32 protein-coding genes are annotated in these 21,805 nt (G+C 62.0%); all 32 read left to right on the plus strand.

The features are described from left to right. Window positions 1-44: 44 nt before the first annotated feature. On the plus strand, window positions 45-1,178 hold the full coding sequence (locus tag OIK40_RS08515) for a YaaC family protein (RefSeq protein WP_273677781.1): 1,134 nt from the start codon (window positions 45-47) through the stop codon (window positions 1,176-1,178). Between the two features lie 341 nt (window positions 1,179-1,519). Beyond that, window positions 1,520-1,891 (plus strand): 30S ribosomal protein S12, encoded by a 372-nt coding sequence (rpsL, locus tag OIK40_RS08520; RefSeq protein WP_006831873.1) that lies wholly within the window; start codon window positions 1,520-1,522, stop codon window positions 1,889-1,891. Between the two features lie 137 nt (window positions 1,892-2,028). Continuing rightward, the gene (rpsG, locus tag OIK40_RS08525; RefSeq protein ID WP_273677794.1) at window positions 2,029-2,499 is read left to right on the plus strand and encodes a 30S ribosomal protein S7; all 471 of its coding nucleotides are present in this window, start codon (window positions 2,029-2,031) and stop codon (window positions 2,497-2,499) included. A gap of 110 nt (window positions 2,500-2,609) precedes the next feature. Beyond that, the gene (gene fusA, locus OIK40_RS08530; protein WP_273677796.1) at window positions 2,610-4,742 is read left to right on the plus strand and encodes an elongation factor G; all 2,133 of its coding nucleotides are present in this window, start codon (window positions 2,610-2,612) and stop codon (window positions 4,740-4,742) included. Window positions 4,743-4,836: 94 nt separating this feature from the next. Then, window positions 4,837-6,027 carry an elongation factor Tu gene (gene tuf, locus OIK40_RS08535; RefSeq protein ID WP_273677798.1) on the plus strand — a complete coding sequence of 397 codons (1,191 nt, stop codon included), beginning with the start codon at window positions 4,837-4,839 and terminating at the stop codon, window positions 6,025-6,027. 328 nt (window positions 6,028-6,355) lie between these two features. Further along, window positions 6,356-6,667 carry a 30S ribosomal protein S10 gene (rpsJ, locus tag OIK40_RS08540; RefSeq protein WP_034905023.1) on the plus strand — a complete coding sequence of 104 codons (312 nt, stop codon included), beginning with the start codon at window positions 6,356-6,358 and terminating at the stop codon, window positions 6,665-6,667. Window positions 6,668-6,936: 269 nt separating this feature from the next. Continuing rightward, window positions 6,937-7,731, plus strand: coding sequence for a 50S ribosomal protein L3 (rplC, locus tag OIK40_RS08545; protein WP_273677891.1), 795 nt, complete (start codon window positions 6,937-6,939; stop codon window positions 7,729-7,731). Window positions 7,732-7,734: 3 nt separating this feature from the next. Beyond that, entirely contained in the window at window positions 7,735-8,358 is a 624-nt protein-coding gene (gene rplD, locus OIK40_RS08550; RefSeq protein ID WP_273677803.1) for a 50S ribosomal protein L4, read from the plus strand. Next, a complete protein-coding gene (locus OIK40_RS08555; RefSeq protein ID WP_273677805.1) occupies window positions 8,351-8,659 on the plus strand; it encodes a 50S ribosomal protein L23 in 309 nt (102 codons plus the stop codon). The genes rplD and OIK40_RS08555 overlap by 8 nt, the downstream gene beginning before the upstream one ends. 23 nt (window positions 8,660-8,682) lie before the next feature. Beyond that, window positions 8,683-9,519, plus strand: coding sequence for a 50S ribosomal protein L2 (rplB, locus tag OIK40_RS08560; RefSeq protein ID WP_273677807.1), 837 nt, complete (start codon window positions 8,683-8,685; stop codon window positions 9,517-9,519). A 6-nt stretch (window positions 9,520-9,525) separates the two neighbouring features. After that, window positions 9,526-9,801, plus strand: a complete 276-nt coding sequence (gene rpsS, locus OIK40_RS08565; protein WP_068862137.1) for a 30S ribosomal protein S19 — start codon at window positions 9,526-9,528, stop codon at window positions 9,799-9,801. Next, on the plus strand, window positions 9,801-10,178 hold the full coding sequence (gene rplV, locus OIK40_RS08570; protein WP_069310550.1) for a 50S ribosomal protein L22: 378 nt from the start codon (window positions 9,801-9,803) through the stop codon (window positions 10,176-10,178). Before rpsS ends, rplV begins: the two co-directional genes overlap by 1 nt. Window positions 10,179-10,181: 3 nt before the next feature. Then, complete coding sequence (gene rpsC / locus OIK40_RS08575; RefSeq protein WP_273677811.1) at window positions 10,182-10,877, plus strand: 30S ribosomal protein S3; 696 nt, start codon at window positions 10,182-10,184, stop codon at window positions 10,875-10,877. Between the two features lie 11 nt (window positions 10,878-10,888). Beyond that, window positions 10,889-11,323, plus strand: a complete 435-nt coding sequence (rplP, locus tag OIK40_RS08580; RefSeq protein WP_086609101.1) for a 50S ribosomal protein L16 — start codon at window positions 10,889-10,891, stop codon at window positions 11,321-11,323. Then, window positions 11,323-11,535 carry a 50S ribosomal protein L29 gene (rpmC, locus tag OIK40_RS08585; protein WP_273677814.1) on the plus strand — a complete coding sequence of 71 codons (213 nt, stop codon included), beginning with the start codon at window positions 11,323-11,325 and terminating at the stop codon, window positions 11,533-11,535. Before rplP ends, rpmC begins: the two co-directional genes overlap by 1 nt. 10 nt (window positions 11,536-11,545) lie before the next feature. Further along, a complete protein-coding gene (rpsQ, locus tag OIK40_RS08590) occupies window positions 11,546-11,836 on the plus strand; it encodes a 30S ribosomal protein S17 (protein ID WP_273677815.1) in 291 nt (96 codons plus the stop codon). Window positions 11,837-11,911: 75 nt separating this feature from the next. Next, window positions 11,912-12,280, plus strand: coding sequence for a 50S ribosomal protein L14 (rplN, locus tag OIK40_RS08595; RefSeq protein WP_068862142.1), 369 nt, complete (start codon window positions 11,912-11,914; stop codon window positions 12,278-12,280). After that, the gene (rplX, locus tag OIK40_RS08600; RefSeq protein WP_273677816.1) at window positions 12,280-12,600 is read left to right on the plus strand and encodes a 50S ribosomal protein L24; all 321 of its coding nucleotides are present in this window, start codon (window positions 12,280-12,282) and stop codon (window positions 12,598-12,600) included. Before rplN ends, rplX begins: the two co-directional genes overlap by 1 nt. Beyond that, the gene (rplE, locus tag OIK40_RS08605) at window positions 12,593-13,177 is read left to right on the plus strand and encodes a 50S ribosomal protein L5 (RefSeq protein ID WP_273677818.1); all 585 of its coding nucleotides are present in this window, start codon (window positions 12,593-12,595) and stop codon (window positions 13,175-13,177) included. Before rplX ends, rplE begins: the two co-directional genes overlap by 8 nt. Window positions 13,178-13,219: 42 nt before the next feature. Beyond that, the gene (rpsN, locus tag OIK40_RS08610; protein WP_273677819.1) at window positions 13,220-13,525 is read left to right on the plus strand and encodes a 30S ribosomal protein S14; all 306 of its coding nucleotides are present in this window, start codon (window positions 13,220-13,222) and stop codon (window positions 13,523-13,525) included. A gap of 11 nt (window positions 13,526-13,536) precedes the next feature. Next, entirely contained in the window at window positions 13,537-13,932 is a 396-nt protein-coding gene (gene rpsH / locus OIK40_RS08615; RefSeq protein WP_068862146.1) for a 30S ribosomal protein S8, read from the plus strand. Then, window positions 13,932-14,465, plus strand: coding sequence for a 50S ribosomal protein L6 (gene rplF, locus OIK40_RS08620; RefSeq protein WP_273677820.1), 534 nt, complete (start codon window positions 13,932-13,934; stop codon window positions 14,463-14,465). Before rpsH ends, rplF begins: the two co-directional genes overlap by 1 nt. Before the next feature lies 1 nt (window position 14,466). Next, entirely contained in the window at window positions 14,467-14,811 is a 345-nt protein-coding gene (rplR, locus tag OIK40_RS08625) for a 50S ribosomal protein L18 (RefSeq protein WP_273677821.1), read from the plus strand. A 2-nt stretch (window positions 14,812-14,813) separates the two neighbouring features. Next, window positions 14,814-15,521, plus strand: a complete 708-nt coding sequence (gene rpsE, locus OIK40_RS08630) for a 30S ribosomal protein S5 (RefSeq protein ID WP_273677822.1) — start codon at window positions 14,814-14,816, stop codon at window positions 15,519-15,521. A gap of 6 nt (window positions 15,522-15,527) precedes the next feature. After that, window positions 15,528-15,704 carry a 50S ribosomal protein L30 gene (rpmD, locus tag OIK40_RS08635; RefSeq protein WP_072675046.1) on the plus strand — a complete coding sequence of 59 codons (177 nt, stop codon included), beginning with the start codon at window positions 15,528-15,530 and terminating at the stop codon, window positions 15,702-15,704. 73 nt (window positions 15,705-15,777) lie between these two features. Beyond that, window positions 15,778-16,302, plus strand: coding sequence for a 50S ribosomal protein L15 (rplO, locus tag OIK40_RS08640; RefSeq protein ID WP_273677823.1), 525 nt, complete (start codon window positions 15,778-15,780; stop codon window positions 16,300-16,302). Between the two features lie 163 nt (window positions 16,303-16,465). Next, window positions 16,466-17,830 carry a preprotein translocase subunit SecY gene (gene secY / locus OIK40_RS08645; RefSeq protein ID WP_273677826.1) on the plus strand — a complete coding sequence of 455 codons (1,365 nt, stop codon included), beginning with the start codon at window positions 16,466-16,468 and terminating at the stop codon, window positions 17,828-17,830. Between the two features lie 103 nt (window positions 17,831-17,933). After that, the gene (locus OIK40_RS08650; RefSeq protein WP_273677828.1) at window positions 17,934-18,581 is read left to right on the plus strand and encodes an adenylate kinase; all 648 of its coding nucleotides are present in this window, start codon (window positions 17,934-17,936) and stop codon (window positions 18,579-18,581) included. A gap of 69 nt (window positions 18,582-18,650) precedes the next feature. Further along, complete coding sequence (locus tag OIK40_RS08655; protein WP_273677830.1) at window positions 18,651-19,394, plus strand: SRPBCC family protein; 744 nt, start codon at window positions 18,651-18,653, stop codon at window positions 19,392-19,394. 318 nt (window positions 19,395-19,712) lie between these two features. Beyond that, window positions 19,713-20,081, plus strand: coding sequence for a 30S ribosomal protein S13 (gene rpsM / locus OIK40_RS08660; protein WP_273677832.1), 369 nt, complete (start codon window positions 19,713-19,715; stop codon window positions 20,079-20,081). A 57-nt stretch (window positions 20,082-20,138) separates the two neighbouring features. Next, entirely contained in the window at window positions 20,139-20,528 is a 390-nt protein-coding gene (gene rpsK / locus OIK40_RS08665) for a 30S ribosomal protein S11 (RefSeq protein ID WP_017666383.1), read from the plus strand. Window positions 20,529-20,655: 127 nt separating this feature from the next. Continuing rightward, complete coding sequence (locus OIK40_RS08670; protein ID WP_273677836.1) at window positions 20,656-21,711, plus strand: DNA-directed RNA polymerase subunit alpha; 1,056 nt, start codon at window positions 20,656-20,658, stop codon at window positions 21,709-21,711. Window positions 21,712-21,805 lie beyond the last annotated feature (94 nt).

Raw genomic sequence — 21,805 nt, forward strand, 5'->3', positions numbered from 1 at the left:
CTATGGATATTTTGGTGTGAGGATTTGATGCGGGGCCAACCCTGATGAGATTGCATGATCCACGGATTGGTGACGAAGTCGTGGTGCGGACGCGACCCGTCGCTTTCTCATTTTTCCCCACCATTCAAGGCAGCAGACGTGAAGCGATGCAGTCTATCGTCTTCTCAAGCGATCCTTGGAACATAATTTCTCATGAAATAAATAAAATATCGCATGATAAGCAACGCGATCAGGCGCTGGCATTCTTGGCGCAGGCCAGAGATTTTTTTAATGCTTCTAGTGAATCTGATATTAGTGCCGCAAAGCCATTATTGCTATATTATTCATTTTTAAATCTTGCAAAATGTTACATTTCTAAAAAAACGGGAAGGGTTCTTGGTCGAGTTCATCACGGCTTGTCGGAAAATTTGCCTACAACTCAAGGGGCGATCCATGGAGAGGTTAGAGTTTACGTTGATCCACAGCCGCGAGACAAGGTATTCCAGCTATTTGCAGAAGCGCTCAATTCACCCATAAATAATAATAATGGATCGAATAATTTTTTGATCAGATCGGAAGATTTTTTATCGCAAATTTTGATAGGACACCGAGTCTTTTGCAATGGGGAGGGTTTAAAAGAGAAATTTGTAAGCATTGAGGATATAAAGTATGTGCATGATCCTATAACAAAAGAGATTTGGTTGAGGGTCCGATATTTTGCTGATGATTTTAAAAGGTTAAGTTATCCATTGACTTCATTGTCAAAATCTCTTTCCGGCGGCGTTGATTGGAGGAATGTGAATTGCGACAGACAGCAATCTGGTAGGAGGTTGATCGAGGCGGAAACCATGAACGTTTGGGGGTATACCCAGCGACCATCTCAAGCGATTGGCGAGATTAGCAAGGCTGTTCGGGGGCTTGTCTGGAGGAGCGTAATTTCAATTCCGCCTTATAGAAAGTACTATGTATATAGACCTACTCAGGCTCAATTTCTTATGAATCAGCTTTTGTCGATATATTTGGCAACTTTTTATTTAGGTTCCATAACGCGATACAAGCCTGAAGAGTTTGATAAGATTTTGAAGAGCGATATTGGGCCCTTTGTCATGGAGTTTTTTGCGAACCAACCTGCGCAATTTTTGTATCTCATGGCTTCTGAATTTGCTGAGCAGGAAGTGGCCCGGGCTGCGATAATTTAGCTTGCGTAGCGTACGTTGACACTCCAACTCATGCCTTGACCCCCACCCCAAACCCGCCTAGGGGCGCGCATCTTCCGGGGCCTCCCCGGTATGAGCTGAACATTGCCGGTGCGTTCTCTCCGCGAGGGCAGCCGTCAAAGTAACCCGGTGGCCGAAGGGCCTGACGATAAGGGTGGAGCGTTTCGGCTTGTGTGACGGCAGATGGTCCGCGATCGCGGGCAGGTCTGCCGGCTGGGTTCCGGATCAGGTCCGGGACACTGGCCTCGCGCAAGGCAATCCTCTCTCCCTACCAAATCGTCCGGCACCCGTGCTCACCATCAACCTGGTGAAGTGAGAACTTAATGCCGACGATCAACCAGCTGGTCCGCAAGGGCCGCGTTCCGCAGAAGGCCAAGTCCAAGGTCCCTGCGATGGAGCAGAACCCGCAGAAGCGCGGCGTCTGCACCCGCGTCTACACGACGACCCCGAAGAAGCCGAACTCGGCGCTGCGCAAGGTGGCCAAGGTCCGCCTGACCAACCAGCGCGAAGTCATCAGCTACATCCCCGGCGAAGGCCACAACCTGCAGGAGCACAGCGTCGTGCTGATCCGCGGCGGGCGTGTGCGCGACCTTCCGGGCGTTCGCTACCACGTGCTGCGCGGCGTGCTCGACACCCAGGGTGTCAAGGACCGCAAGCAGTCGCGTTCGAAGTACGGCGCCAAGCGTCCGAAGTAAGGTTTCACGCGGCGGCGGTCCTCATCCCCACCCGGGCACCTTCACGAAGGTATCCTTTGGGTGGCCGGGTGGGGGTGAGGGCCGGTGCCGCAGGGCGCTCACGGATGTGAGCGGCCACTCCGAAGGAGTTTAAAAACATGTCACGTCGTCGTCGTCCCGAGAAGCGGGAAATCCTGCCTGATCCGCAGTACGGAGATCAGGTTCTGTCGAAGTTCATGAACAACCTCATGCTCGACGGGAAGAAGGCCGTTGCCGAAAAGATCGTCTACGGTGCGCTCGAAACGGTCGAGGCCAAGGCCAAGGCCGACCCGATCCAGCTGTTCCACGATGCGCTGAACAACGTGAAGCCGCAGGTCGAGGTCCGCAGCCGCCGCGTCGGTGGTGCGACCTACCAGGTGCCCGTCGAAGTGCGCCCCGAGCGTGCCCAGGCGCTGGCGATCCGCTGGCTGATCTCGGCCGCGCGCGGTCGTCCGGAAACCACCATGGCCGCACGTCTGTCGGGCGAGCTGATGGATGCTGCCAACAACCGCGGCAATGCCGTGAAGAAGCGCGAGGACACGCACCGCATGGCGGACGCGAACCGCGCCTTCTCGCACTACCGCTGGTAAGTCCGTTGATTGTGGGCAGCCGGGGGCTTTGGTCTTTCGGCTGTCACAATCATCCCTATATGGGGCGCTGACCGCACGCTGGCGGCCCCCACACTCGTAAGGAACCTGATATGGCCCGCGAATATCCGCTGGAGCGCTATCGCAATATCGGCATCATGGCGCACATCGATGCCGGCAAGACCACCACGACCGAGCGTATTCTCTACTACACCGGCAAGTCCTACAAGATCGGCGAAGTGCACGATGGTGCCGCGACGATGGACTGGATGGAGCAGGAGCAGGAGCGCGGGATCACGATCACCTCGGCTGCGACCACGACCTTCTGGACCGCCGAAGATTCGACCATGGATCCGATGAGCGATCCCGAAGCGCTGCGTGCCAACCAGCCCAAGCACCGCATCAACATCATCGACACCCCCGGCCACGTCGACTTCACCATCGAAGTCGAACGCTCGCTGCGCGTGTTGGATGGTGCCGTGGCCGTGTTCGACGGCGTGGCCGGCGTGGAACCTCAGTCGGAAACCGTGTGGCGCCAGGCCGACAAGTACGGCGTGCCCAGAATGTGCTTCATTAATAAATTGGACCGCACCGGCGCCGACTTCTATTACTGTGTCCAGTCGATCATCGACCGTCTCGGTGCGACCCCGCTGGTGCTGTATCTCCCGATCGGTGCTGAAAGCCAGCTGCAGGGCGTGGTCGACCTCGTGAACAACCGCGGCATCGTCTGGAAGGACGAAAGCCTCGGCGCGAAGTACGAATTCGTCGAGATCCCCGCCGATCTCGCCGACAAGGCTGCCGAATACCGCGAGCGCCTGATCGAAACCGCCGTCGAGCAGGACGATGAAGTGATGGAAGCCTATCTCGAAGGCAACATCCCTGACGCCGTCACGCTCAAGCGCCTGATCCGCAAGGGCACCATGGAACGCGCTTTCGTGCCCGTGCTGTGCGGCTCCGCGTTCAAGAACAAGGGCGTCCAGCCCCTGCTCGACGCAGTGGTCGACTACATGCCGTCGCCGCTCGATGTTCCGGCGATCAAGGGCGTGCTGCCCGACAGCGACGAGGAGCAGGAGCGTCCGTCGAGCGACGACGCGCCGTTCTCGGCTCTGGCGTTCAAGATCATGAACGATCCCTTCGTCGGCTCGCTGACCTTCACCCGTATCTATTCGGGCAAGCTCACCAAGGGGCAGGTCCTCAACTCGGTGAAGGACAAGAAGGAAAAGATCGGCCGCATGCTGCTGATGCACTCCAACAACCGCGAGGACATCGATGAGGCATTTGCGGGCGATATCGTCGCGCTGGCCGGCATGAAGGACACCACCACCGGTGACACCCTGTGCGACGCCAACAAGCCGATCATCCTCGAGCGGATGGAATTCCCCGAGCCGGTGATCGAGCTGTCGGTCGAACCCAAGACCAAGGCCGACCAGGAAAAGATGGGCATCGCGCTCAATCGTCTCGCGCAGGAGGACCCGTCCTTCCGCGTGTCGACCGATCACGAGAGCGGCCAGACCATCATCAAGGGCATGGGCGAACTGCACCTCGACATCATCGTCGACCGCATGCGTCGCGAATTCAAGGTCGAGGCCAACGTCGGTGCGCCGCAGGTGGCCTACCGCGAATACCTCGCCCGTGAAGTCGAAGTCGATTACACCCACAAGAAGCAGTCGGGCGGCTCGGGCCAGTTCGGCCGCGTGAAGGTTGTCGTCACCCCGGGTGAACGCGGCCAGGGCGTGACTTTCGAAGACGCGATCAAGGGCGGGAACATCCCGCGCGAATACATCCCGGCGATCGAGAAGGGCTTCCGCGAGCAGGCCGAAAGCGGCCACCTCGTGGGCTTCCCGATCATCGACTTCAGCATCCGTCTTGTCGACGGTGCGTACCACGACGTCGACTCGAGCGCGATCGCGTTCGAAATCGCCGCTCGCGGTGCGATGCGCGAAGTCGCCCAGAAGTCGGGCATCAAGCTGCTCGAGCCGATCATGAAGGTCGAAGTCGTCACTCCCGAGGATTACCTCGGCGACGTGATCGGCGACCTCAACAGCCGGCGCGGTCAGATCCAGGGCACCGACACGCGCGGCAATGCCCAGGCGGTGGAGGCCTTCGTGCCGCTCGCCAACATGTTCGGCTACGTCAACGAACTGCGCTCGTTCACCCAGGGGCGCGCGCAGTACACCATGCAGTTCTCGCATTACGACGAGGTTCCGGCCAACGTCGCAGCCGAGGTCAAGGAGAAACTTGCCTAAGCCGGCATCACGGTCTAGGGGCGGCGCCTGATTCTGCGGGCGCCGCCTTTCTCCCGCGAACACATCGTTTCATTCAAGAAGGTACACCAGAGAAATGGCCAAGGAAAAATTCCAGCGGAACAAGCCGCACTGCAACATCGGCACCATCGGTCACGTTGACCATGGCAAGACCACGCTGACCGCCGCGATCACCAAGGTGATGGCTGAAACCTACGGCGGTGCCGCCGTGGACTTCGCCAACATCGACAAGGCTCCGGAAGAGCGTGAGCGCGGGATCACCATCTCGACCGCACACGTCGAGTATGAATCGGCTGCCCGTCACTACGCGCACGTCGACTGCCCGGGTCACGCCGACTACGTGAAGAACATGATCACCGGTGCCGCCCAGATGGACGGCGCGATCCTGGTGGTGAACGCTGCCGACGGCCCGATGCCGCAGACCCGCGAGCACATCCTGCTCGCCCGTCAGGTCGGCGTGCCGGCGCTGGTCGTGTACATGAACAAGGTCGACCAGGTCGATGACGAGGAAATCCTCGAGCTCGTCGAACTCGAAGTGCGCGAACTGCTTTCGTCGTATGACTTCGACGGCGACAACATTCCGATCATCAAGGGTTCGGCTCTGGCCGCTCTTGAAGGCCGCGACGACAACATCGGCAAGGAATCGATCATCGCGCTCATCAACGCGGTCGACGAGTACATTCCGCAGCCCGATCGTCCGGTCGACAAGGACTTCCTGATGCCGATCGAAGACGTGTTCTCGATCTCGGGTCGCGGCACCGTGGTGACCGGCCGTATCGAAACCGGCGTTGTCAACGTTGGTGACGAAGTCGAAATCGTCGGCATCAAGGACACCCGCAAGACCACCGTCACCGGCGTGGAAATGTTCCGCAAGCTGCTCGATCGCGGTGAAGCCGGCGACAACGTCGGTGCCCTGATCCGCGGCGTCGGCCGTGAAGAAGTCGAGCGTGGCCAGGTTCTTTGCAAGCCCGGTTCGGTCAAGCCGCACACCGAGTTCGAAGCCGAAGTCTACGTGCTGTCGAAGGACGAAGGTGGCCGTCACACGCCGTTCTTCGCCAACTACCGCCCGCAGTTCTACTTCCGCACCACCGACGTGACCGGCGAAGTGATCCTTCCCGAAGGCACCGAAATGGTGATGCCGGGCGACAACGTCTCGATCGGTGTCAAGCTGATCGCGCCGATCGCCATGGACGAAGGCCTGCGCTTCGCGATCCGCGAAGGCGGCCGCACCGTCGGCTCGGGCGTGGTGGCGAAGATCACCAAGTAAGCTTCGCGCTCCGCACCGGAGCGTGACGACATCAAGGGGCCCGGTACCATCATGGTGCCGGGCCCTTTTGGTTGAGGGAACCGATGGTTTTCCCGGCCGGTGGGGCAGGGCGCAAACGCCTGCGCAAATCATCGCAGTTCGGGGGTTGCCAGAATCCCTCCCGCTCCGTATAGGCGCGGCTCCGCAACGGGGATTCGTTTCCGTTGCAACGAAATTCATGAGGGCCGCCCGCCTACGGGAAACCGGAAAATGGCGGGGCCGGCCTTTGTTTTTTGGGAAATGCCGGTCAACCGGCGGATCCTTGGCTCTTTCGCATCGGTAGTAGGACATGGAAGCTCAGAATATCCGCATTCGCCTCAAGGCGTTCGATCACCGCGTTCTGGATCAGGCCACCGGCGAAATCGCCGATACGGCCCGTCGGACCGGCGCTCTTATTCGTGGCCCCATTCCCCTGCCGACGCGTATCGAGAAGTTCACCGTGAACCGCGGCCCGCACATCGACAAGAAGTCGCGCGAGCAGTTCGAGGTGCGCACCTACAAGCGGCTGCTCGACATCGTGCAGCCGAACGCCCAGACGGTCGATGCTCTGATGAAGCTCGATCTGGCTGCCGGCGTGAACGTTGAGATCAAGCTGGCGTAAGCTAGCCGAAATGCCCCCGTCTACGGATGGGGGCCTCTATCGTTGGGGCGCAAAGCGCCCCGCCTGACGATAGGGTGGATACCGCCGGAGAAATCTCCGGGCTGCGTCCCCCGTCTCGCTCCAGCGGCCATCAGGCCAGCGGAGCACTCAGCCCGGACGGGGCGATGCATGACAATTCGGGCTGAAACCGGGCTGCGGCGCTTTGTCGCAGTTCGCCACGCACCTTGCGGATGGTCCGTAGGGTGCCTCTGTTGAGGAGTAACAAGACGATGCGCACCGGCGTGATCGCAAAGAAAGTCGGGATGACCCGCCTCTTCCACGAGGACGGACGGCACGTGCCCGTGACCGTTCTCGCACTGGAAGATTGCCAGGTGGTGTCGCACCGCACCGCTGACCGCGATGGCTATTTCGCAGTCCAGCTCGGCGCGGGCGAAGCCAAGCAGAAGAATGTCGCCAAGCCGCAGCGCGAGCACTTCGCCAAGGCTGACGTCGGCCTGAAGAAGCAGGTCGCCGAATTCCGCGTGGAAAGCGAAGACGCGCTCGTGCCCGTCGGCGCGACCATCAGTGCGGATCACTTCGTTGCCGGCCAGAAGGTCGACATCACCGGCCACACGCAGGGCAAGGGCTTTGCGGGCGCCATGAAGCGCTGGGGCTTCGGCGGTATGCGCGCCACCCACGGCGTGTCGATCTCGCACCGTGCGCATGGTTCGACCGGTAACCGCCAGGATCCGGGCCGCGTGTTCAAGGGCAAGAAGATGGCCGGCCACATGGGCGACCGTCAGCGCACCCAGCAGAACCTCGAAATTGTCCGCACCGACGCCGAGCGCGGTCTGCTGTTCGTGAAGGGCTCGGTTCCGGGTTCGAAGAATGGCTGGCTGCTCGTGCGCGACGCGGTCAAGCTGCCGCTTCCCGAAGGCCTGCCGTTCCCCGGCGCCGTGATCGAGAAGAAGGCTCCGCAGGCTGACGAGACCCCCTCGGTTGCCGAAACCGCTGCCGAAGACGTGGTCGTGACCGAAGCTCCTGAAGCGGAAGCTCCGGCCAGCGAAGAAAACAAGGAAGGCTGAGCCATGAAGGTGAAGGTTCAGAAAATCGACGGGAAGGCGTCGGGCGATATCGAACTGTCGGATGACGTGTTCGCGATCGAACCGCGCGCCGATATCCTGCACCGGGTCGTGACCTGGCAGCTCGAGAACCGCCGCGGCACCGCCCGCCCGACGCGTGAGCGTTCGGACGTGGCGCGCACCGGCAAGAAGTTCGGCAAGCAGAAGGGCGGTGGTACCGCCCGTCACGGTGACCGTGCAGCTCCGATCTTCATCGGCGGCGGCAAGGCTCACGGTGCGCGCAAGCGTGACTTCGAGCAGTCGCTCAACAAGAAGATCCGTGCGCTCGGCCTGAAGATGGCGCTTTCGAGCAAGGCCAAGGACGGTCTGGTGGTGGTCGACAGCCTCGCGCTGGCCGATGCCAAGACCAAGATCCTCAAGGGTCACCTCGCCAAGGCCGGTCTTTCGGGCAAGGTGCTGGTGATCGACGGCGAACAGGTCGACGCGGGCTTCAAGAAGGCTGCGGGCAACCTGCCGGGCATCAATGTGCTCCCGGCTATGGGCGCAAACGTCTACGACATCCTCAACCACGACACGCTGGTGCTGACCAAGGCCGCTGTCGAAAAGCTGGAGGCGCGCTTCAATGGCTAAGAAGCAGACCGTCGATGCGCGTCATTACGACGTGATCCTCGCCCCCCACATCACCGAGAAGTCCACCCTCGCGTCAGAACAGAACGCGGTGGTCTTCAAGGTGGCGCGGGACGCCACCAAGCCCCAGATCAAGGAAGCCATCGAAGCGATCTACGACAAGAAGGTCGTCGCGGTGAACACCCTGGTCATGAAGGGCAAGACCAAGCGCTGGAAGGGCAAGGCCTATCAGCGCACCGACGTGAAGAAGGCGATCGTCACCCTCGCCGAGGGTGAAATGATCGACATCACCAGCGGTATCTGAGGCCAAGGGACAGGACACGAACAATGGCACTCAAAAACTACAAGCCGACCAGTCCCGCTCGCCGCGGTCTGATTCTGGTCGACAAGTCGGCCCTGTGGAAGGGCAAGCCGGTCAAGGCGCTTACCGAAGGCAAGCGCAAGACCGGTGGCCGTAACAACAAGGGCCATGTCACCTCGCGTGGCATCGCCGGTGGTCACAAGCAAAAGTACCGCTACATCGACTTCAAGCGTCGCAAGTGGGACATGCCGGCTACCGTCGAGCGTCTGGAATACGACCCGAACCGCACCGCGTTCATCGCTCTCGTCAAGTACGAGGACGGCGAGCAGGCCTACATCATCGCGCCGCAGCGTCTCGCTGTGGGTGACCAGGTTGTTGCCGGCGAAAAGGTCGATACCAAGCCGGGCAACGCGATGTTGCTGGGCCAGATGCCGGTCGGCACCATCTGCCACAACGTGGAGATGAAGCCGGGCAAGGGTGGCCAGATCGCCCGTTCGGCCGGTACCTATGTGCAGGTCGTCGGTCGTGACCGCGCGATGGTCATCGTCCGCCTCAATTCGGGCGAGCAGCGTTACCTGCGCGCCGATTGCATGGGCACGGTGGGTGCGGTTTCGAACCCCGACAACGCCAACCAGAACTTTGCCAAGGCCGGCCGTAGCCGCTGGATGGGCAAGCGTCCGCTGACCCGCGGCGTTGCGAAGAACCCGGTCGACCACCCGCACGGTGGTGGTGAAGGCCGCACCTCGGGTGGCCGTCATCCGGTTACCCCGTGGGGCAAGCCGACCAAGGGTGCCCGCACGCGCCACAACAAGCAGACGGACAAGATGATCATCCGTTCGCGTCACGCGAAGAAGAAGAGGTAAGAGACGATGGCACGTTCCGTCTGGAAAGGTCCGTTTGTCGAGCTGAGCCTGCTGAAAAAGGCAGAGGAAGCGCAGGAAACCACGAATGCCAAGCCGATCAAGACTTGGTCGCGGCGTTCGACGATCCTGCCGCAGTTCGTCGGGCTCACCTTCAACGTCTATAACGGGCACAAGTTTATCCCCGTTTCGGTTTCGGAAGAAATGGTCGGCCACAAGCTCGGCGAATTCGCGCCCACGCGCACGTTCCCCGGTCACGCTGCCGACAAGAAGGGCAAGCGCTAATGGGCAAGGCAAAGGCACCCCGCCGCGTGGGCGATAACGAGGCGCTGGCCGTCGGCACCACCATCCGTGGTTCGGCGCAGAAGCTCAACCTCGTTGCGGCCCTGATCCGCGGCAAGAAGGCCGAAGAGGCGATGAACATCCTCGCCTTTTCGAAGCGGGCGATGGCACGCGATGCAAGCAAGGTGCTCGCATCGGCAATCGCCAATGCCGAGAACAACCATAACCTCGACGTCGATGCGCTGATCGTGGCCGAAGCTTCGGTTGGCAAGTCGGTGACGATGAAGCGGTTCCACACCCGCGGCCGCGGCAAGTCGACCCGTATCCTCAAGCCGTTCAGCCGGCTGCGGATCGTCGTGCGCGAAGCAGAAGAGGCGTAAACCATGGGCCAGAAGAGCAATCCGATCGGTCTGCGCCTGCAGATCAACCGCACCTGGGACAGCCGCTGGTACGCCGAAGGGCGTGACTATGCGGGCCTGCTCAAGGAAGACCTCGCAATCCGCAAGTACATCATGGAAAACCTGCCGCAGGCAGCGATTTCCAAGGTGGTGATCGAGCGTCCGGCCAAGCTGTGCCGCGTTTCGATCTATGCTGCGCGTCCGGGCGTCATCATCGGCAAGAAGGGCGCGGACATCGAAAAGCTGCGCTCCAAGCTCGCCACCATGACCGCGAGCGAAGTGAAGCTGAACATCGTCGAGATCCGCAAGCCGGAAATCGATGCCAAGCTCGTTGCGCAGGGCATCGCCGATCAGCTGGTGCGCCGCGTGGCGTTCCGCCGGGCGATGAAGCGTGCCGTGCAGTCCGCGCTGCGTCTGGGTGCCGAAGGTATCAAGATCGTGTGCGGCGGCCGTCTTGGCGGGGCGGAAATCGCTCGCGTCGAATGGTATCGCGAAGGCCGCGTTCCGCTCCACACGCTGCGTGCGAACATCGACTATGCCGAAGCCGAGGCGCTGACCGCCTACGGGATCATCGGCATCAAGTGCTGGATCTTCAAGGGCGAGATTCTCGCTCATGATCCGACCGCACAGGATCGCCTGATGATGGAAGCCCAGACTTCCGGCGTCCGTCCGGCTCGTTGAGGTAACAGACAATGTTGCAACCGAAAAAAACCAAGTTCCGCAAGCAGTTCAAGGGCCGCATCAAGGGCGAAGCCAAGGGTGGCACCACCCTCAACTTCGGTTCCTACGGCCTCAAGGCGCTGGAGCCCGAGCGGGTTACCGCTCGCCAGATCGAAGCTGCGCGTCGTGCGATCACCCGTCACATCAAGCGCCAGGGCCGTCTGTGGATCCGCGTGTTCCCCGATGTGCCCGTGTCGAAGAAGCCTGCCGAAGTCCGTCAGGGTAAGGGCAAGGGTTCGGTCGAGTACTGGGCAGCCAAGGTGAAGCCGGGCCGCATCCTGTTCGAACTCGACGGCGTGGCCGGCCCGCTGGCTGCCGAGGCGTTCGAGCGCGCGGCGATGAAGCTGCCGATCAAGACCAAGGTTGTCGCCCGTCTTGGCGACACCAGCCACCTGGGAGGCGAATAATGGCCGATATCGCGGACCTTCGCACCAAGACCGATGATCAGCTGGCGGCCGAGCTCACCGAGCTCAAGCGCGAGCAGTTCAACCTGCGGTTCCAGGCTGCGACCAACCAGCTCGAGGCTCCCTCGCGCATCCGTCAGGTGCGCCGGAACATCGCGCAGATCAAGACGCTGCAATCCGAGCGCGCGGCCAAGGCCGCCGCTCAGAAGGCTTGAGGAGTAGACAATGCCGAAGCGCATCCTGGTCGGGACTGTCACCTCCGACAAGACCGACAAGACCGTGACCGTGAAGGTCGAACGCAAGGTGAAGCACCCGCTTTACGGGAAGATCATCCGTCGTTCGAAGAAGTATCACGCGCACGACGAGAACAATGAATACGCGGTGGGCGATGTCGTGCGGATCGAAGAGACCCGTCCGATTTCGAAGACCAAGACTTGGGCCGTGAAGGACCGGGTCGTCGCGGGCGGCACCCAGGCGGTCGAGGCTGATCTCGACGTCGCGGAAGCCGGCAACTGAATTAGGCGTAAACGGAACTACCGGGCCCCGGTCGGATCGGGCGTCCCGGAAAGCCAGTGAGAAGGAACCGGATCAATGATCCAGATGCAATCCAATCTCGACGTCGCGGACAACAGCGGCGCGAAGCGCGTCCAGTGCATCAAGGTGCTGGGCGGGTCGAAGCGCCGGACCGCGGGCGTTGGCGACGTGATCGTCGTCTCCGTCAAGGAGGCGCAGCCGCGCGCGAAGGTCAAGAAGGGCGACGTTCACCGTGCCGTGATCGTACGCACCAAGAAGGACGTGCGTCGTCCCGATGGTAGCGTGATCCGCTTCGACAGCAACGCTGCCGTGCTCGTCAACAAGAACGAGGAGCCGATCGGTACTCGTATCTTCGGCCCGGTGGTGCGCGAACTGCGCGGCCGTGGCTTCATGAAGATCATCTCGCTCGCTCCGGAGGTGCTGTAATGGCTGCCGCGAAGATCAAGAAGGGTGACAGCGTCGTCGTGCTGTCGGGCAAGGACAAGGGCCGCACCGGTACGGTCGCCCAAGTCATGCCGAAGGACGGCAAGATCGTTGTCGAAGGCGTGAACATCGTCGCCCGTCACCGCAAGCCCAGCCAGACCAACCCGCAGGGTGGCATCGACCGTTTCGCGGCTCCGATGCACATCTCGAAGGTTGCGCTGGCCGATCCCAAGGATGGCAAGCCCACCCGCGTCCGTTTCGAAGTGAAGGACGGCAAGAAGGTGCGCGTCGCCGTGAAGAGTGGGGAGACCATCGATGGCTGATTATACCCCTCGGATGAAGGCCAAGTACGAGGCCGAGATCGTCAAGGCGATGACCGAGAAGTTCGGTTACAAGAACCGTCTTGAAGTGCCGAAGCTCGAAAAGATCACGCTAAACATGGGCGTGGGAGAAGCGAGCCAGGACAAGAAGAAGGTCCAGACCGCTGCTGAGGAAATGGCGCTGATCGCTGGCCAGAAGCCGGTTATCACCATCGCCAAGAAATCGATCGCCCAGTTCAAGCTGCGCGAAGGCATGCCGATCGGTTGCAAGGTGACCCTGCGCCGCGAACGCATGTACGAATTCGTCGATCGTCTCGTGACCGTGGCCATGCCGCGCATCCGCGACTTCCGTGGTCTGAACGCCAAGTCGTTCGACGGCCGTGGCAATTACGCGATGGGTCTCAAGGAACAGATCGTGTTCCCCGAGATCAGCTACGACAAGATCGAAAAGGTGCGTGGGATGGACATCATCGTGACCACCACCGCGAAAACCGACGAAGAGGCGCGCGAACTGCTGCGTCTGTTCGGCTTCCCCTTCCAGGGCGAAGCCAAGCCTGCCGAACAGAAGGAAGCGGCGTGAGCCGCCTGCCTCTAGAGACACGAAAGAAGAGAGCTTAAGTCCATGGCGAAACTGAGTTCGATCAACAAGAACGAACGCCGCAAGAAGCTCGTCAAGCAGTACGCTGCGAAGTACGAGAAGCTGAAGGCGATCGCGAATGACACCTCGCTTGACGAGACCGAGCGCCTGGTCGCCCGGCTGAAGATGGCGGAGCTTCCGCGCAACGCGAACCCGACCCGGGTGCGCAACCGCTGCGCCACCACCGGCCGCCCCCGCGGCTATTACCGCAAGTTCGGCATCAACCGTATCGAACTGCGCGATCTCGGCAACAAGGGCCTGATTCCGGGCCTGACCAAGTCGAGCTGGTGAGGACAACATAGATGGCTATGACCGATCCCCTGGGTGATATGCTCACCCGCATCCGCAACGGCCAGCAGGCGAAGAAGGACTCCGTCCTGACGCCCGCCAGCAAGCTGCGCGCCAACGTGCTCGAAGTGCTCCAGCGCGAGGGCTACATCCGTGGCTACTCCGAGGACAACTCGGGCAAGCACCCGGCGCTGCGGATTGAACTGAAGTACTTCGAAGGCGAGCCCGCGATCAAGCACGTGGCCCGCGTTTCCAAGCCCGGCCGCCGGATCTATTCGGGCTCCAAGGAGCTGCCGACCGTCCGCAACGGCCTTGGCATCACCATCGTCTCGACGCCGCGCGGCGTGCTCTCGGATGCCGAGGCCCGCGCGAACAACGTCGGCGGCGAAGTGCTGGCGGAGGTGTTCTGATGAGCCGCATCGGCAAAAAGCCGGTGGCGATCCCTGGCGGGGTGACGGCCACCATCGACAACGGCACGCTGAGCGTGAAGGGCCCCAAGGGTACCCTCACTCTGGGCCTGTCCGACCTCATCGACTACAAGGTTGAAGAGGGCGAGATCCTGGTCAAGCCGGCCAACGACAGCAAGCAGGCGCGGGCCTTCTGGGGCATGCAGCGCACGCTGGTGTCGAACCTGGTCGAAGGCGTGACCGAGGGCTTCACCAAGACCCTCGTGATCAAGGGCGTCGGCTATCGTGCCAACGCGCAGGGCCGCACGCTTAAGCTGCAGCTCGGCTACAGCCACGATGTCGATCTTCCGGTGCCCGAGGGCCTGGAAGTGAAGACCCCGGACCAGACCACGGTCGAAGTCTCGGGCATCGACAAGCAGGCCGTGGGCCAATTCGCCGCCGAAATCCGCCGCTGGCGCAAGCCCGAACCCTACAAGGGCAAGGGTATCGCCTATCGCGGCGAGTACATCTTCCGCAAGGAAGGGAAGAAGAAGTAAGATGGCAAAGCTTTCCCTTTTCGAACGCCGCCGTCGCCGGGTCCGCACTGCGCTGCGTGCGCGTGCCGGTGGCAAGCCGCGTCTTTCCGTGCACCGCACCGGTCGCCACATCTACGCCCAGATCATCGACGACGCCGCCGGCAAGACCGTTGCCGCCGCTTCGACGCTGGGTGTGAAGGTGAGCGGCGCCAACGTCGCGGCTGCTGCCGAAGTTGGCAAGCAGATCGCCGAGGCTGCCAAGAAGGCGGGCGTGACCACTGTCGTGTTCGATCGCGGCGGGTTCCTGTTCCATGGCCGCGTCAAGGCGCTGGCCGATGCCGCCCGTGAAGGCGGGCTGGAGTTCTGATCATGGCTGACGAAAACACCATCGAAACCCCCGAAGTGGCGGTTGAAGCGGGCGCCGAGGGCGGCGAGGCCCAGGGCCGTCGCGGTCGTGGTCGCGGCAATCGCGAAGGCGGCGAAGGCCGTGGTCGCGGGCGGGGCGGTCGTGACGACCGTCGCGGCAAGCGCGAAGAGGAAGATGACGGCATCATCGAAAAGCTGGTGCACATCAACCGCGTCTCGAAGACCGTGAAGGGCGGCAAGCGCTTCGGTTTCGCCGCGCTGGTCGTGGTCGGCGACGGTCAGGGCCGCGTCGGCTTCGGCCACGGCAAGGCCCGTGAAGTGCCTGAAGCGATCACCAAGGCGACCGCTTCGGCCCGCAAGAAGATGATCCGCGTTCCGCTCAAGGAAGGCCGCACCCTGCACCATGACGGCAATGGCCGTTTCGGCGCGGGCAAGGTGACCGTCCGTTCGGCACCTGCGGGTACCGGCATCATCGCCGGTGGTCCGATGCGCGCCGTGTTCGAGAGCCTCGGCGTTGCCGACGTGGTGACCAAGTCGGTCGGCACCTCGAACCCCTACAACATGATCCGCGCCACCTTCGACGCGCTGTCCGAGCAGACTTCGCCGAAGTCGGTCGCCCAGCGCCGCGGCAAGAAGGTTGCCGACCTGCTGGGTCGGGGCGGGGCCAGCGCAGCCGAGGCGGAAGCCGAAGCTGCGGCGATTGTGGAGTAATCCAAGATGGCTACCATCAAGATCAAGCAGGTGGGTTCGCCCATCCGTCGTCCCGCCAGCCAGCGCCAGATCCTCATCGGTCTGGGGCTGAACAAGATGCACAAGATCGTCGAGCGTCAGGACACCCCTGAGGTGCGCGGCGCAATCGCCAAGATCCCGCATCTGGTCCAGGTGATCGACTAATATCCATGTGAGGCCCCGCTCGTCGGGGCCTTGCTTTCTATCAGCGCGACAAAAGCGAAAGCGAGTGCATATAATGAAACTGAATGAAATCCGTGACAACGCTGGTGCCCGCAATGGCCGCGTCCGTGTCGGCCGTGGTATCGGTTCGGGCAAGGGCAAGACCTCGGCCCGCGGCCAGAAGGGCCAGAAGAGCCGGTCGGGCGTTGCCGTAAAGGGCTTCGAAGGCGGCCAGATGCCGCTGCACATGCGTCTGCCGAAGCGCGGCTTCAACAACCCGTTCGGCAAGGATTATGCCGAAGTGAACATTGGCATGGTCCAGAAGTTCATCGACGCGGGCAAGCTCGACGCCAAGGCCACCATCACCGAGGAAGCCCTGCGTGAAGCAGGCCTCGTGCGCGGCGGCAAGGACGGCGTGCGTCTTCTCGGCAAGGGTGACTTCAGCGCCAAGGCGACCTTTGCCGTGACCGGCGCAACCAAGGGCGCGATCGCCGCGGTCGAAAAGGTCGGCGGCAAGGTGGAAGTGGCTCCGGCCCCGACCCCCGAGCACGAAAAGAAGCTCGCCCGCCGCGAAGCCAACAAGGCGGCACGCGCGCAGTAATCGACAAAAGGTGATGCGCGGGGGTTCGACAAGAGCCCCCGCGCTCCCTATTTAGGCTCTCGCGCGCCGCGACATCGCTTTTCCGGCAGCGCAGGAGACGGCCCACGATGAGTGGCCGGAGCAGGCCCACCACCGGGCCAAGAGCTAGGATCGACGGGACGACATGGCATCACGCGCCGACAATATCGCGAGCAACCTCAACCTCGGCAATTTTGCCAAGGCCACCGAGCTTCGCCAGCGCATCTGGTTCACGATCGGTGCGCTGATCGTTTTCCGCTTTCTCAGCTTCGTTCCGCTGCCGGGCGTCAACCCGCTGATCCTCAGCGAGCTGTATGACCAGACCCGCGGCGGCATTCTCGATCTGTTCAACACCTTCTCGGGCGGCAGCCTTGAGCGCATGAGCCTCATCGCGCTCGGCGTGATGCCCTACATCACCTCCTCGATCGTGGTGCAGATGGCCAGCGCCCTGCATCCGACGCTCGCCGCGCTCAAGAAGGAAGGCGCGACCGGGCGGCAGAAGCTGAACCAGTACACCCGCTATGGCGCGGTGTTCCTGTGCGCCATCCAGGGCTATTTCCTCGCTGTCGGGCTCGAAAGCTTCGGCGCGCAGAGCGGCCTGCAGGCGGTGGTCGATCCGGGCTATATGTTCCGCATCGTCTCGGTCATCAATCTTGTCGGCGGCACCATGTTCCTGCTGTGGCTGGGTGAGCAGATCACCAGTCGCGGGATCGGCAACGGCATCTCGCTGATCATTATGGCGGGCATCGTCGCCCAGTTCCCGACCTTTGCCACCAACCTGTTCGAAGGCGGGCGCACCGGCGCCATCGCTCCGGCGATCATCATCGGCTTTATCGTCATGGTCGTGGTCCTGATCCTCGGCATCTCCTTCATGGAGCGCGCCCAGCGCCGCCTGCTGATCCAGTATCCCAAGCGCGCGACGCAGAACGGGATGATGCAGGCCGACCGTTCGCACCTGCCGCTCAAGATCAATACCGCGGGCGTCATTCCGCCGATCTTCGCCAGCTCGCTGCTGCTGCTGCCGCTGACGATTTCGCAGTTTGCCGGCCAGTCCGCCGACACTGACAGCACGTTCAGCACTGTGGTCGTCACGCTCAACCAGTATCTCGCGCACGGGCAGCCGCTCTACATGGGCCTCTACGCGATCGGGATCATCTTCTTCTGTTTCTTCTACACCGCGGTGGTGTTCAACCCCGAGGAAACGGCGGACAATCTGAAGAAGAACGGCGGCTTCATTCCCGGTATCCGTCCGGGCAAGCGGACTGCGGACTATCTCGAATATGTCCTGACCCGCATCACCGTGATCGGTGCGATCTACCTTACGCTGGTCTGCGTCATTCCCGAATACATGATCGCCCAGACCGGCATTCCGCTGTTCCTCGGCGGCACCAGTCTGCTGATCGTGGTCAACGTCACAGTCGATACGATCAGTCAGGTCCAGTCGCACCTGCTGGCGCACCAGTACGGCGATCTTATCAAGAAGGCGAAGCTCAAGGGACGGATGCGCTGATATCAGACGCAAGTCTACTTGACGCGAGGCCAACCATGGTTGAACCCGCACATCTGAAAGCAGGCCGCCGGCACCGACCCGGGGCGATAATGGGGGACGGTTCGTGAACATCATTCTTCTAGGCCCTCCCGGCGCCGGCAAGGGTACGCAAAGTGCAGGCCTGGTAGAGCGCCACGGCATGCGCCAGCTTTCCACCGGCGACATGCTGCGCGCTGCGGTCAAGGCCGGTACGCCGGTCGGGCTCAAGGCCAAGGAAGTGATGGAACGCGGCGAGCTGGTGTCGGACGATATCGTGTCCGACCTGATCGATGCCGAACTCGCCGCGATGGGGCCGGAAACCGGCGCGATCTTCGACGGCTATCCGCGCACGGCCGCGCAGGCTGACTCGCTTGATGCGATCCTTGCGAAGAATGGCCGCACACTTGACCATGTGATCGAGCTGGAAGTTGACGAGGATGCGCTGGTCGAACGGATCACCGGCCGCTTTTCCTGCGCCAAGTGCGGTGCGCTTTACCACGACACCGCCAATCCGCCTGCCACGCCCGGCGTGTGCGACAGCTGCGGCAGCACCGAATTCAAGCGCCGTCCGGACGATAACGAGGAAACCGTGCGGATGCGCATGCAGGAATATCGTGCCAAGACCGCGCCAATCCTGCCCGGTTACGAAGCGCGCGGGATCGTCACTCGCGTCGACGGGATGGCCGCGATCGACAGTGTGGCCGACGCGATCGACGCGATTTTGCGCAGCTGAGGCATCGCGGGCGCTTTCGCCACGCGCATCTTTGGCCTAGACCGCCCCGACAAAAGGGAGGTTGCCGCCATGCCGAAATTCCATGTTGCCTCTGCGCTGGCCGCGCTGTCCCTGCTTTCGGCGGTGCCGGCCATGGCCGAAGTTACCTCGATCGGGCCGAACAGCTTTGTCTCGCGTCATACGGCAGTGGTCGAGGCATCCCCAAAGGAGGTTTGGCTGGCGCTGATCTCCCCAGCGGAATGGTGGACCTCGGAACATACTTGGTCGGGCGACGCCGCCAATCTGACGCTGACCCCGCAGGCGGGCGGCTGTTTCTGCGAGAAGATCCCCGAAGTCGACGAGCCGGGGCGCTTTACGCTCGAAGGCAGCGTCGAACACATGCGGGTAATCCAGGCCTATCCCGAAGTCGCGCTGCGGATGCAGGGTGCGCTCGGGCCGCTGCAGAGTGAGCCGGTAATTGGCATCCTCACCATTGCCATCAGCCAGACAGAGCAGGGCACCCGCATCGTGTGGGATTATAATGTCGGCGGCACCATGCGTTACGACGTGCCGGTGATCGCGCGCGCGGTGGACGGCGTGATGGGCGCGCAGCTGGCCGCGCTGACGGGGAAGCTGGGCATCGTCGAGGGCGTTCCCGAGCCGGAGCCCGAACCCGAACCCGATGCTGCCACAGAATCTGCAACCGAACCCGATGAGCAGGAAGATCCGGCGGACGAGGGTGCCGCCCCGTCGGAAGAAGAGCCCGAGACCAAGCCCAAGATGCCTTCGGTCGATGATGTGTTCGGCGATCTGGCCGATGGAGACAGTTCATAGAGCCGCCGCGAGGCAAACCGGCGCGGCGCTTCGCAACCGCTTGCCAGAGGCGTCTGCCACGTAATTCCTCGCAGGTTCCGGCCCCTGAAACCGCTGGCTGTTGACCCCGTCACCGAATCAGCCTATGCGCGCGGCTCATTCGACATGCTCGAACCAAGTTCGGCAGGCACAGCCTCTGCGCGTGCCGACCGGACTTTTTGCCGTTTGTGGTTCCGCCGGAGTGCGGATCATCACGGCAGGCGGGCAGATCGGTGAATGAGCGTTGAGATAGGGGGAGGGCGCAAGCAGCCCGAAACCCTGTGGAGCATGGAGAAATAAGTGGCTCGTATTGCCGGGGTCAATATCCCCACCAACAAGCGCGTGATCATCGCGCTCACCTATATTCACGGTATCGGCCGCACCACGGCTGTCCAGATCGCTGACAAGCTCGGCATCCCGCACAGCGCACGCGTGCAGGACCTCACCGACGAGGAAGTGCTGCGGATCCGCGAAACCATCGATTCTGATTTCACCGTGGAAGGCGACCTGCGTCGCAACACCGCGATGAACATCAAGCGTCTGATGGACCTGCGTGCCTATCGCGGCCTGCGTCACCGCAACGGTCTGCCCGTTCGCGGCCAGCGCACCCACACCAACGCCCGCACCCGCAAGGGCAAGGCCAAGCCCATCGCGGGCAAGAAGAAGTAAGCTTCGGGCTAGTCCCTACAGGCTTTTTCCTTCTGATGAGCTAGAGGAATATCAAAGATGGCACGCGAACCAGGCCGTATCCGGCGCCGTGACAAGAAGAACATCACCAGCGGCGTTGCGCATATCAACGCCAGCTTCAACAACACCATGATCACCATCACCGATGCACAGGGCAATGCGATCAGCTGGTCCAGCGCCGGCATGATGGGCTTCAAGGGCAGCCGCAAGTCGACTCCCTACGCAGCGCAGGTCGCTGCCGACGATGCCGGCAAGAAGGCTGCCGAGCATGGCGTGCGCACGCTTGAAGTCGAAGTGAAGGGCCCGGGTTCGGGCCGTGAAAGCGCGCTGCGCGGCCTGGCCGCCGTGGGCTTCAACATCACTTCGATCCGCGACGTCACCCCGATCCCGCACAACGGGGTCCGGCCGTCCAAGCGCCGCCGCGTCTGATCCGCCGGGATGGCGGCGGCAATCCGTGCCGTCGCCGCCCGAACGGGTCCGATGCCGCGCCGCCTCGCAGAGCATCCGGCCCGCCCAAGTTTGAACCGCCTCAAATGAGGCGAATTAGGGGAAATCCATGTCCGTCAACACGAAGAACTGGCAGGAACTCAAGAAACCCAACACCCTCGAAATCAAGGATGGCGGCGATCGTCAGCGCAAGGTGACTTTCGTGGCCGAACCGCTCGAGCGCGGCTTCGGCCTGACGCTCGGCAACGCGCTGCGTCGCGTGCTGCTCTCCAGCCTTCAGGGCGCGGCGATCACCTCGATCAAGATCGAGAACGTGCTGCATGAATTCTCCTCGCTCGCCGGCGTGCGCGAGGACGTGACCGATATCGTCCTGAACGTGAAGCAGATCGCGCTCAAGATGGAAGGCGAAGGCCCCAAGCGGCTCCAGCTTTCGGCCACCGGCCCGGGCGAGGTGAAGGCGGGTGACATTGCCGTCACCGGCGACATCGAGGTGATGAACAAGGATCTCGTGATCTGCCACCTCGACGAAGGCGCCACGCTCAACATGGAGCTGACCGCCGACACCGGTAAGGGCTATTCGCCCGCGGTGGCGAACCGTCCGGTGGACGCGCCGATCGGGCTGATCCCGGTCGACTCGCTCTACTCGCCGGTGCGTCAGGTGAGCTACAAGGTCGAAAACGCCCGCGTTGGGCAGGAACTCGACTACGACAAGCTCTCGCTGACCGTCGAAACCGATGGCACTGTCACGCCGGAAGACGCCGTGGCCTATGCTGCGCGAATCCTGCAGGATCAGCTGACCCTGTTCGTCCACTTCGAAGACGGAATTCCGCAGCCGCAGAGCGCGATGATCGGCCATGCCGTGCAGCCGGAAGAAAGCGACGCCAACCAGCTCAACCGCTACCTCCTCAAGAAGGTGGACGAGCTGGAACTGTCGGTGCGTTCGGCCAACTGCCTCAAGAACGACAACATCATCTACATCGGCGATCTGGTCCAAAAGACCGAGGCCGAGATGCTGCGCACGCCGAACTTCGGCCGCAAGTCGCTCAATGAGATCAAGGAAGTGCTTTCGAGCATGGGCCTGCGTCTCGGGATGGACATCCCCGGCTGGCCGCCGGAGAACATCGAAGAAATGGCCAAGAAGCTCGAACAGGAACTTCTCGGCTAATCAGGGTCATGGCGGCGCACCCCTAAGCGCCGCCGGCACTGGGGTACCTGAAACGGCCCCTTTTCGAACCGCTGATCCCTTCAGGGAAAGTGGG

It is taken from the genome of Erythrobacter fulvus, from assembly GCF_028595285.1.
Lineage (GTDB): Bacteria > Pseudomonadota > Alphaproteobacteria > Sphingomonadales > Sphingomonadaceae > Erythrobacter > Erythrobacter fulvus.

What these genes read in the sequence shown, in the direction of transcription:
- OIK40_RS08515 (WP_273677781.1), top strand. Translation starts at nt 45, where the DNA reads ATGAGATTGCATGATCCACGGATTGGTGACGAAGTCGTGGTGCGGACG.
- rpsL (WP_006831873.1), top strand. Translation starts at nt 1,520, where the DNA reads ATGCCGACGATCAACCAGCTGGTCCGCAAGGGCCGCGTTCCGCAGAAG.
- rpsG (WP_273677794.1), top strand. Translation starts at nt 2,029, where the DNA reads ATGTCACGTCGTCGTCGTCCCGAGAAGCGGGAAATCCTGCCTGATCCG.
- fusA (WP_273677796.1), top strand. Translation starts at nt 2,610, where the DNA reads ATGGCCCGCGAATATCCGCTGGAGCGCTATCGCAATATCGGCATCATG.
- tuf (WP_273677798.1), top strand. Translation starts at nt 4,837, where the DNA reads ATGGCCAAGGAAAAATTCCAGCGGAACAAGCCGCACTGCAACATCGGC.
- rpsJ (WP_034905023.1), top strand. Translation starts at nt 6,356, where the DNA reads ATGGAAGCTCAGAATATCCGCATTCGCCTCAAGGCGTTCGATCACCGC.
- rplC (WP_273677891.1), top strand. Translation starts at nt 6,937, where the DNA reads ATGCGCACCGGCGTGATCGCAAAGAAAGTCGGGATGACCCGCCTCTTC.
- rplD (WP_273677803.1), top strand. Translation starts at nt 7,735, where the DNA reads ATGAAGGTGAAGGTTCAGAAAATCGACGGGAAGGCGTCGGGCGATATC.
- OIK40_RS08555 (WP_273677805.1), top strand. Translation starts at nt 8,351, where the DNA reads ATGGCTAAGAAGCAGACCGTCGATGCGCGTCATTACGACGTGATCCTC.
- rplB (WP_273677807.1), top strand. Translation starts at nt 8,683, where the DNA reads ATGGCACTCAAAAACTACAAGCCGACCAGTCCCGCTCGCCGCGGTCTG.
- rpsS (WP_068862137.1), top strand. Translation starts at nt 9,526, where the DNA reads ATGGCACGTTCCGTCTGGAAAGGTCCGTTTGTCGAGCTGAGCCTGCTG.
- rplV (WP_069310550.1), top strand. Translation starts at nt 9,801, where the DNA reads ATGGGCAAGGCAAAGGCACCCCGCCGCGTGGGCGATAACGAGGCGCTG.
- rpsC (WP_273677811.1), top strand. Translation starts at nt 10,182, where the DNA reads ATGGGCCAGAAGAGCAATCCGATCGGTCTGCGCCTGCAGATCAACCGC.
- rplP (WP_086609101.1), top strand. Translation starts at nt 10,889, where the DNA reads ATGTTGCAACCGAAAAAAACCAAGTTCCGCAAGCAGTTCAAGGGCCGC.
- rpmC (WP_273677814.1), top strand. Translation starts at nt 11,323, where the DNA reads ATGGCCGATATCGCGGACCTTCGCACCAAGACCGATGATCAGCTGGCG.
- rpsQ (WP_273677815.1), top strand. Translation starts at nt 11,546, where the DNA reads ATGCCGAAGCGCATCCTGGTCGGGACTGTCACCTCCGACAAGACCGAC.
- rplN (WP_068862142.1), top strand. Translation starts at nt 11,912, where the DNA reads ATGATCCAGATGCAATCCAATCTCGACGTCGCGGACAACAGCGGCGCG.
- rplX (WP_273677816.1), top strand. Translation starts at nt 12,280, where the DNA reads ATGGCTGCCGCGAAGATCAAGAAGGGTGACAGCGTCGTCGTGCTGTCG.
- rplE (WP_273677818.1), top strand. Translation starts at nt 12,593, where the DNA reads ATGGCTGATTATACCCCTCGGATGAAGGCCAAGTACGAGGCCGAGATC.
- rpsN (WP_273677819.1), top strand. Translation starts at nt 13,220, where the DNA reads ATGGCGAAACTGAGTTCGATCAACAAGAACGAACGCCGCAAGAAGCTC.
- rpsH (WP_068862146.1), top strand. Translation starts at nt 13,537, where the DNA reads ATGGCTATGACCGATCCCCTGGGTGATATGCTCACCCGCATCCGCAAC.
- rplF (WP_273677820.1), top strand. Translation starts at nt 13,932, where the DNA reads ATGAGCCGCATCGGCAAAAAGCCGGTGGCGATCCCTGGCGGGGTGACG.
- rplR (WP_273677821.1), top strand. Translation starts at nt 14,467, where the DNA reads ATGGCAAAGCTTTCCCTTTTCGAACGCCGCCGTCGCCGGGTCCGCACT.
- rpsE (WP_273677822.1), top strand. Translation starts at nt 14,814, where the DNA reads ATGGCTGACGAAAACACCATCGAAACCCCCGAAGTGGCGGTTGAAGCG.
- rpmD (WP_072675046.1), top strand. Translation starts at nt 15,528, where the DNA reads ATGGCTACCATCAAGATCAAGCAGGTGGGTTCGCCCATCCGTCGTCCC.
- rplO (WP_273677823.1), top strand. Translation starts at nt 15,778, where the DNA reads ATGAAACTGAATGAAATCCGTGACAACGCTGGTGCCCGCAATGGCCGC.
- secY (WP_273677826.1), top strand. Translation starts at nt 16,466, where the DNA reads ATGGCATCACGCGCCGACAATATCGCGAGCAACCTCAACCTCGGCAAT.
- OIK40_RS08655 (WP_273677830.1), top strand. Translation starts at nt 18,651, where the DNA reads ATGCCGAAATTCCATGTTGCCTCTGCGCTGGCCGCGCTGTCCCTGCTT.
- rpsK (WP_017666383.1), top strand. Translation starts at nt 20,139, where the DNA reads ATGGCACGCGAACCAGGCCGTATCCGGCGCCGTGACAAGAAGAACATC.
- OIK40_RS08670 (WP_273677836.1), top strand. Translation starts at nt 20,656, where the DNA reads ATGTCCGTCAACACGAAGAACTGGCAGGAACTCAAGAAACCCAACACC.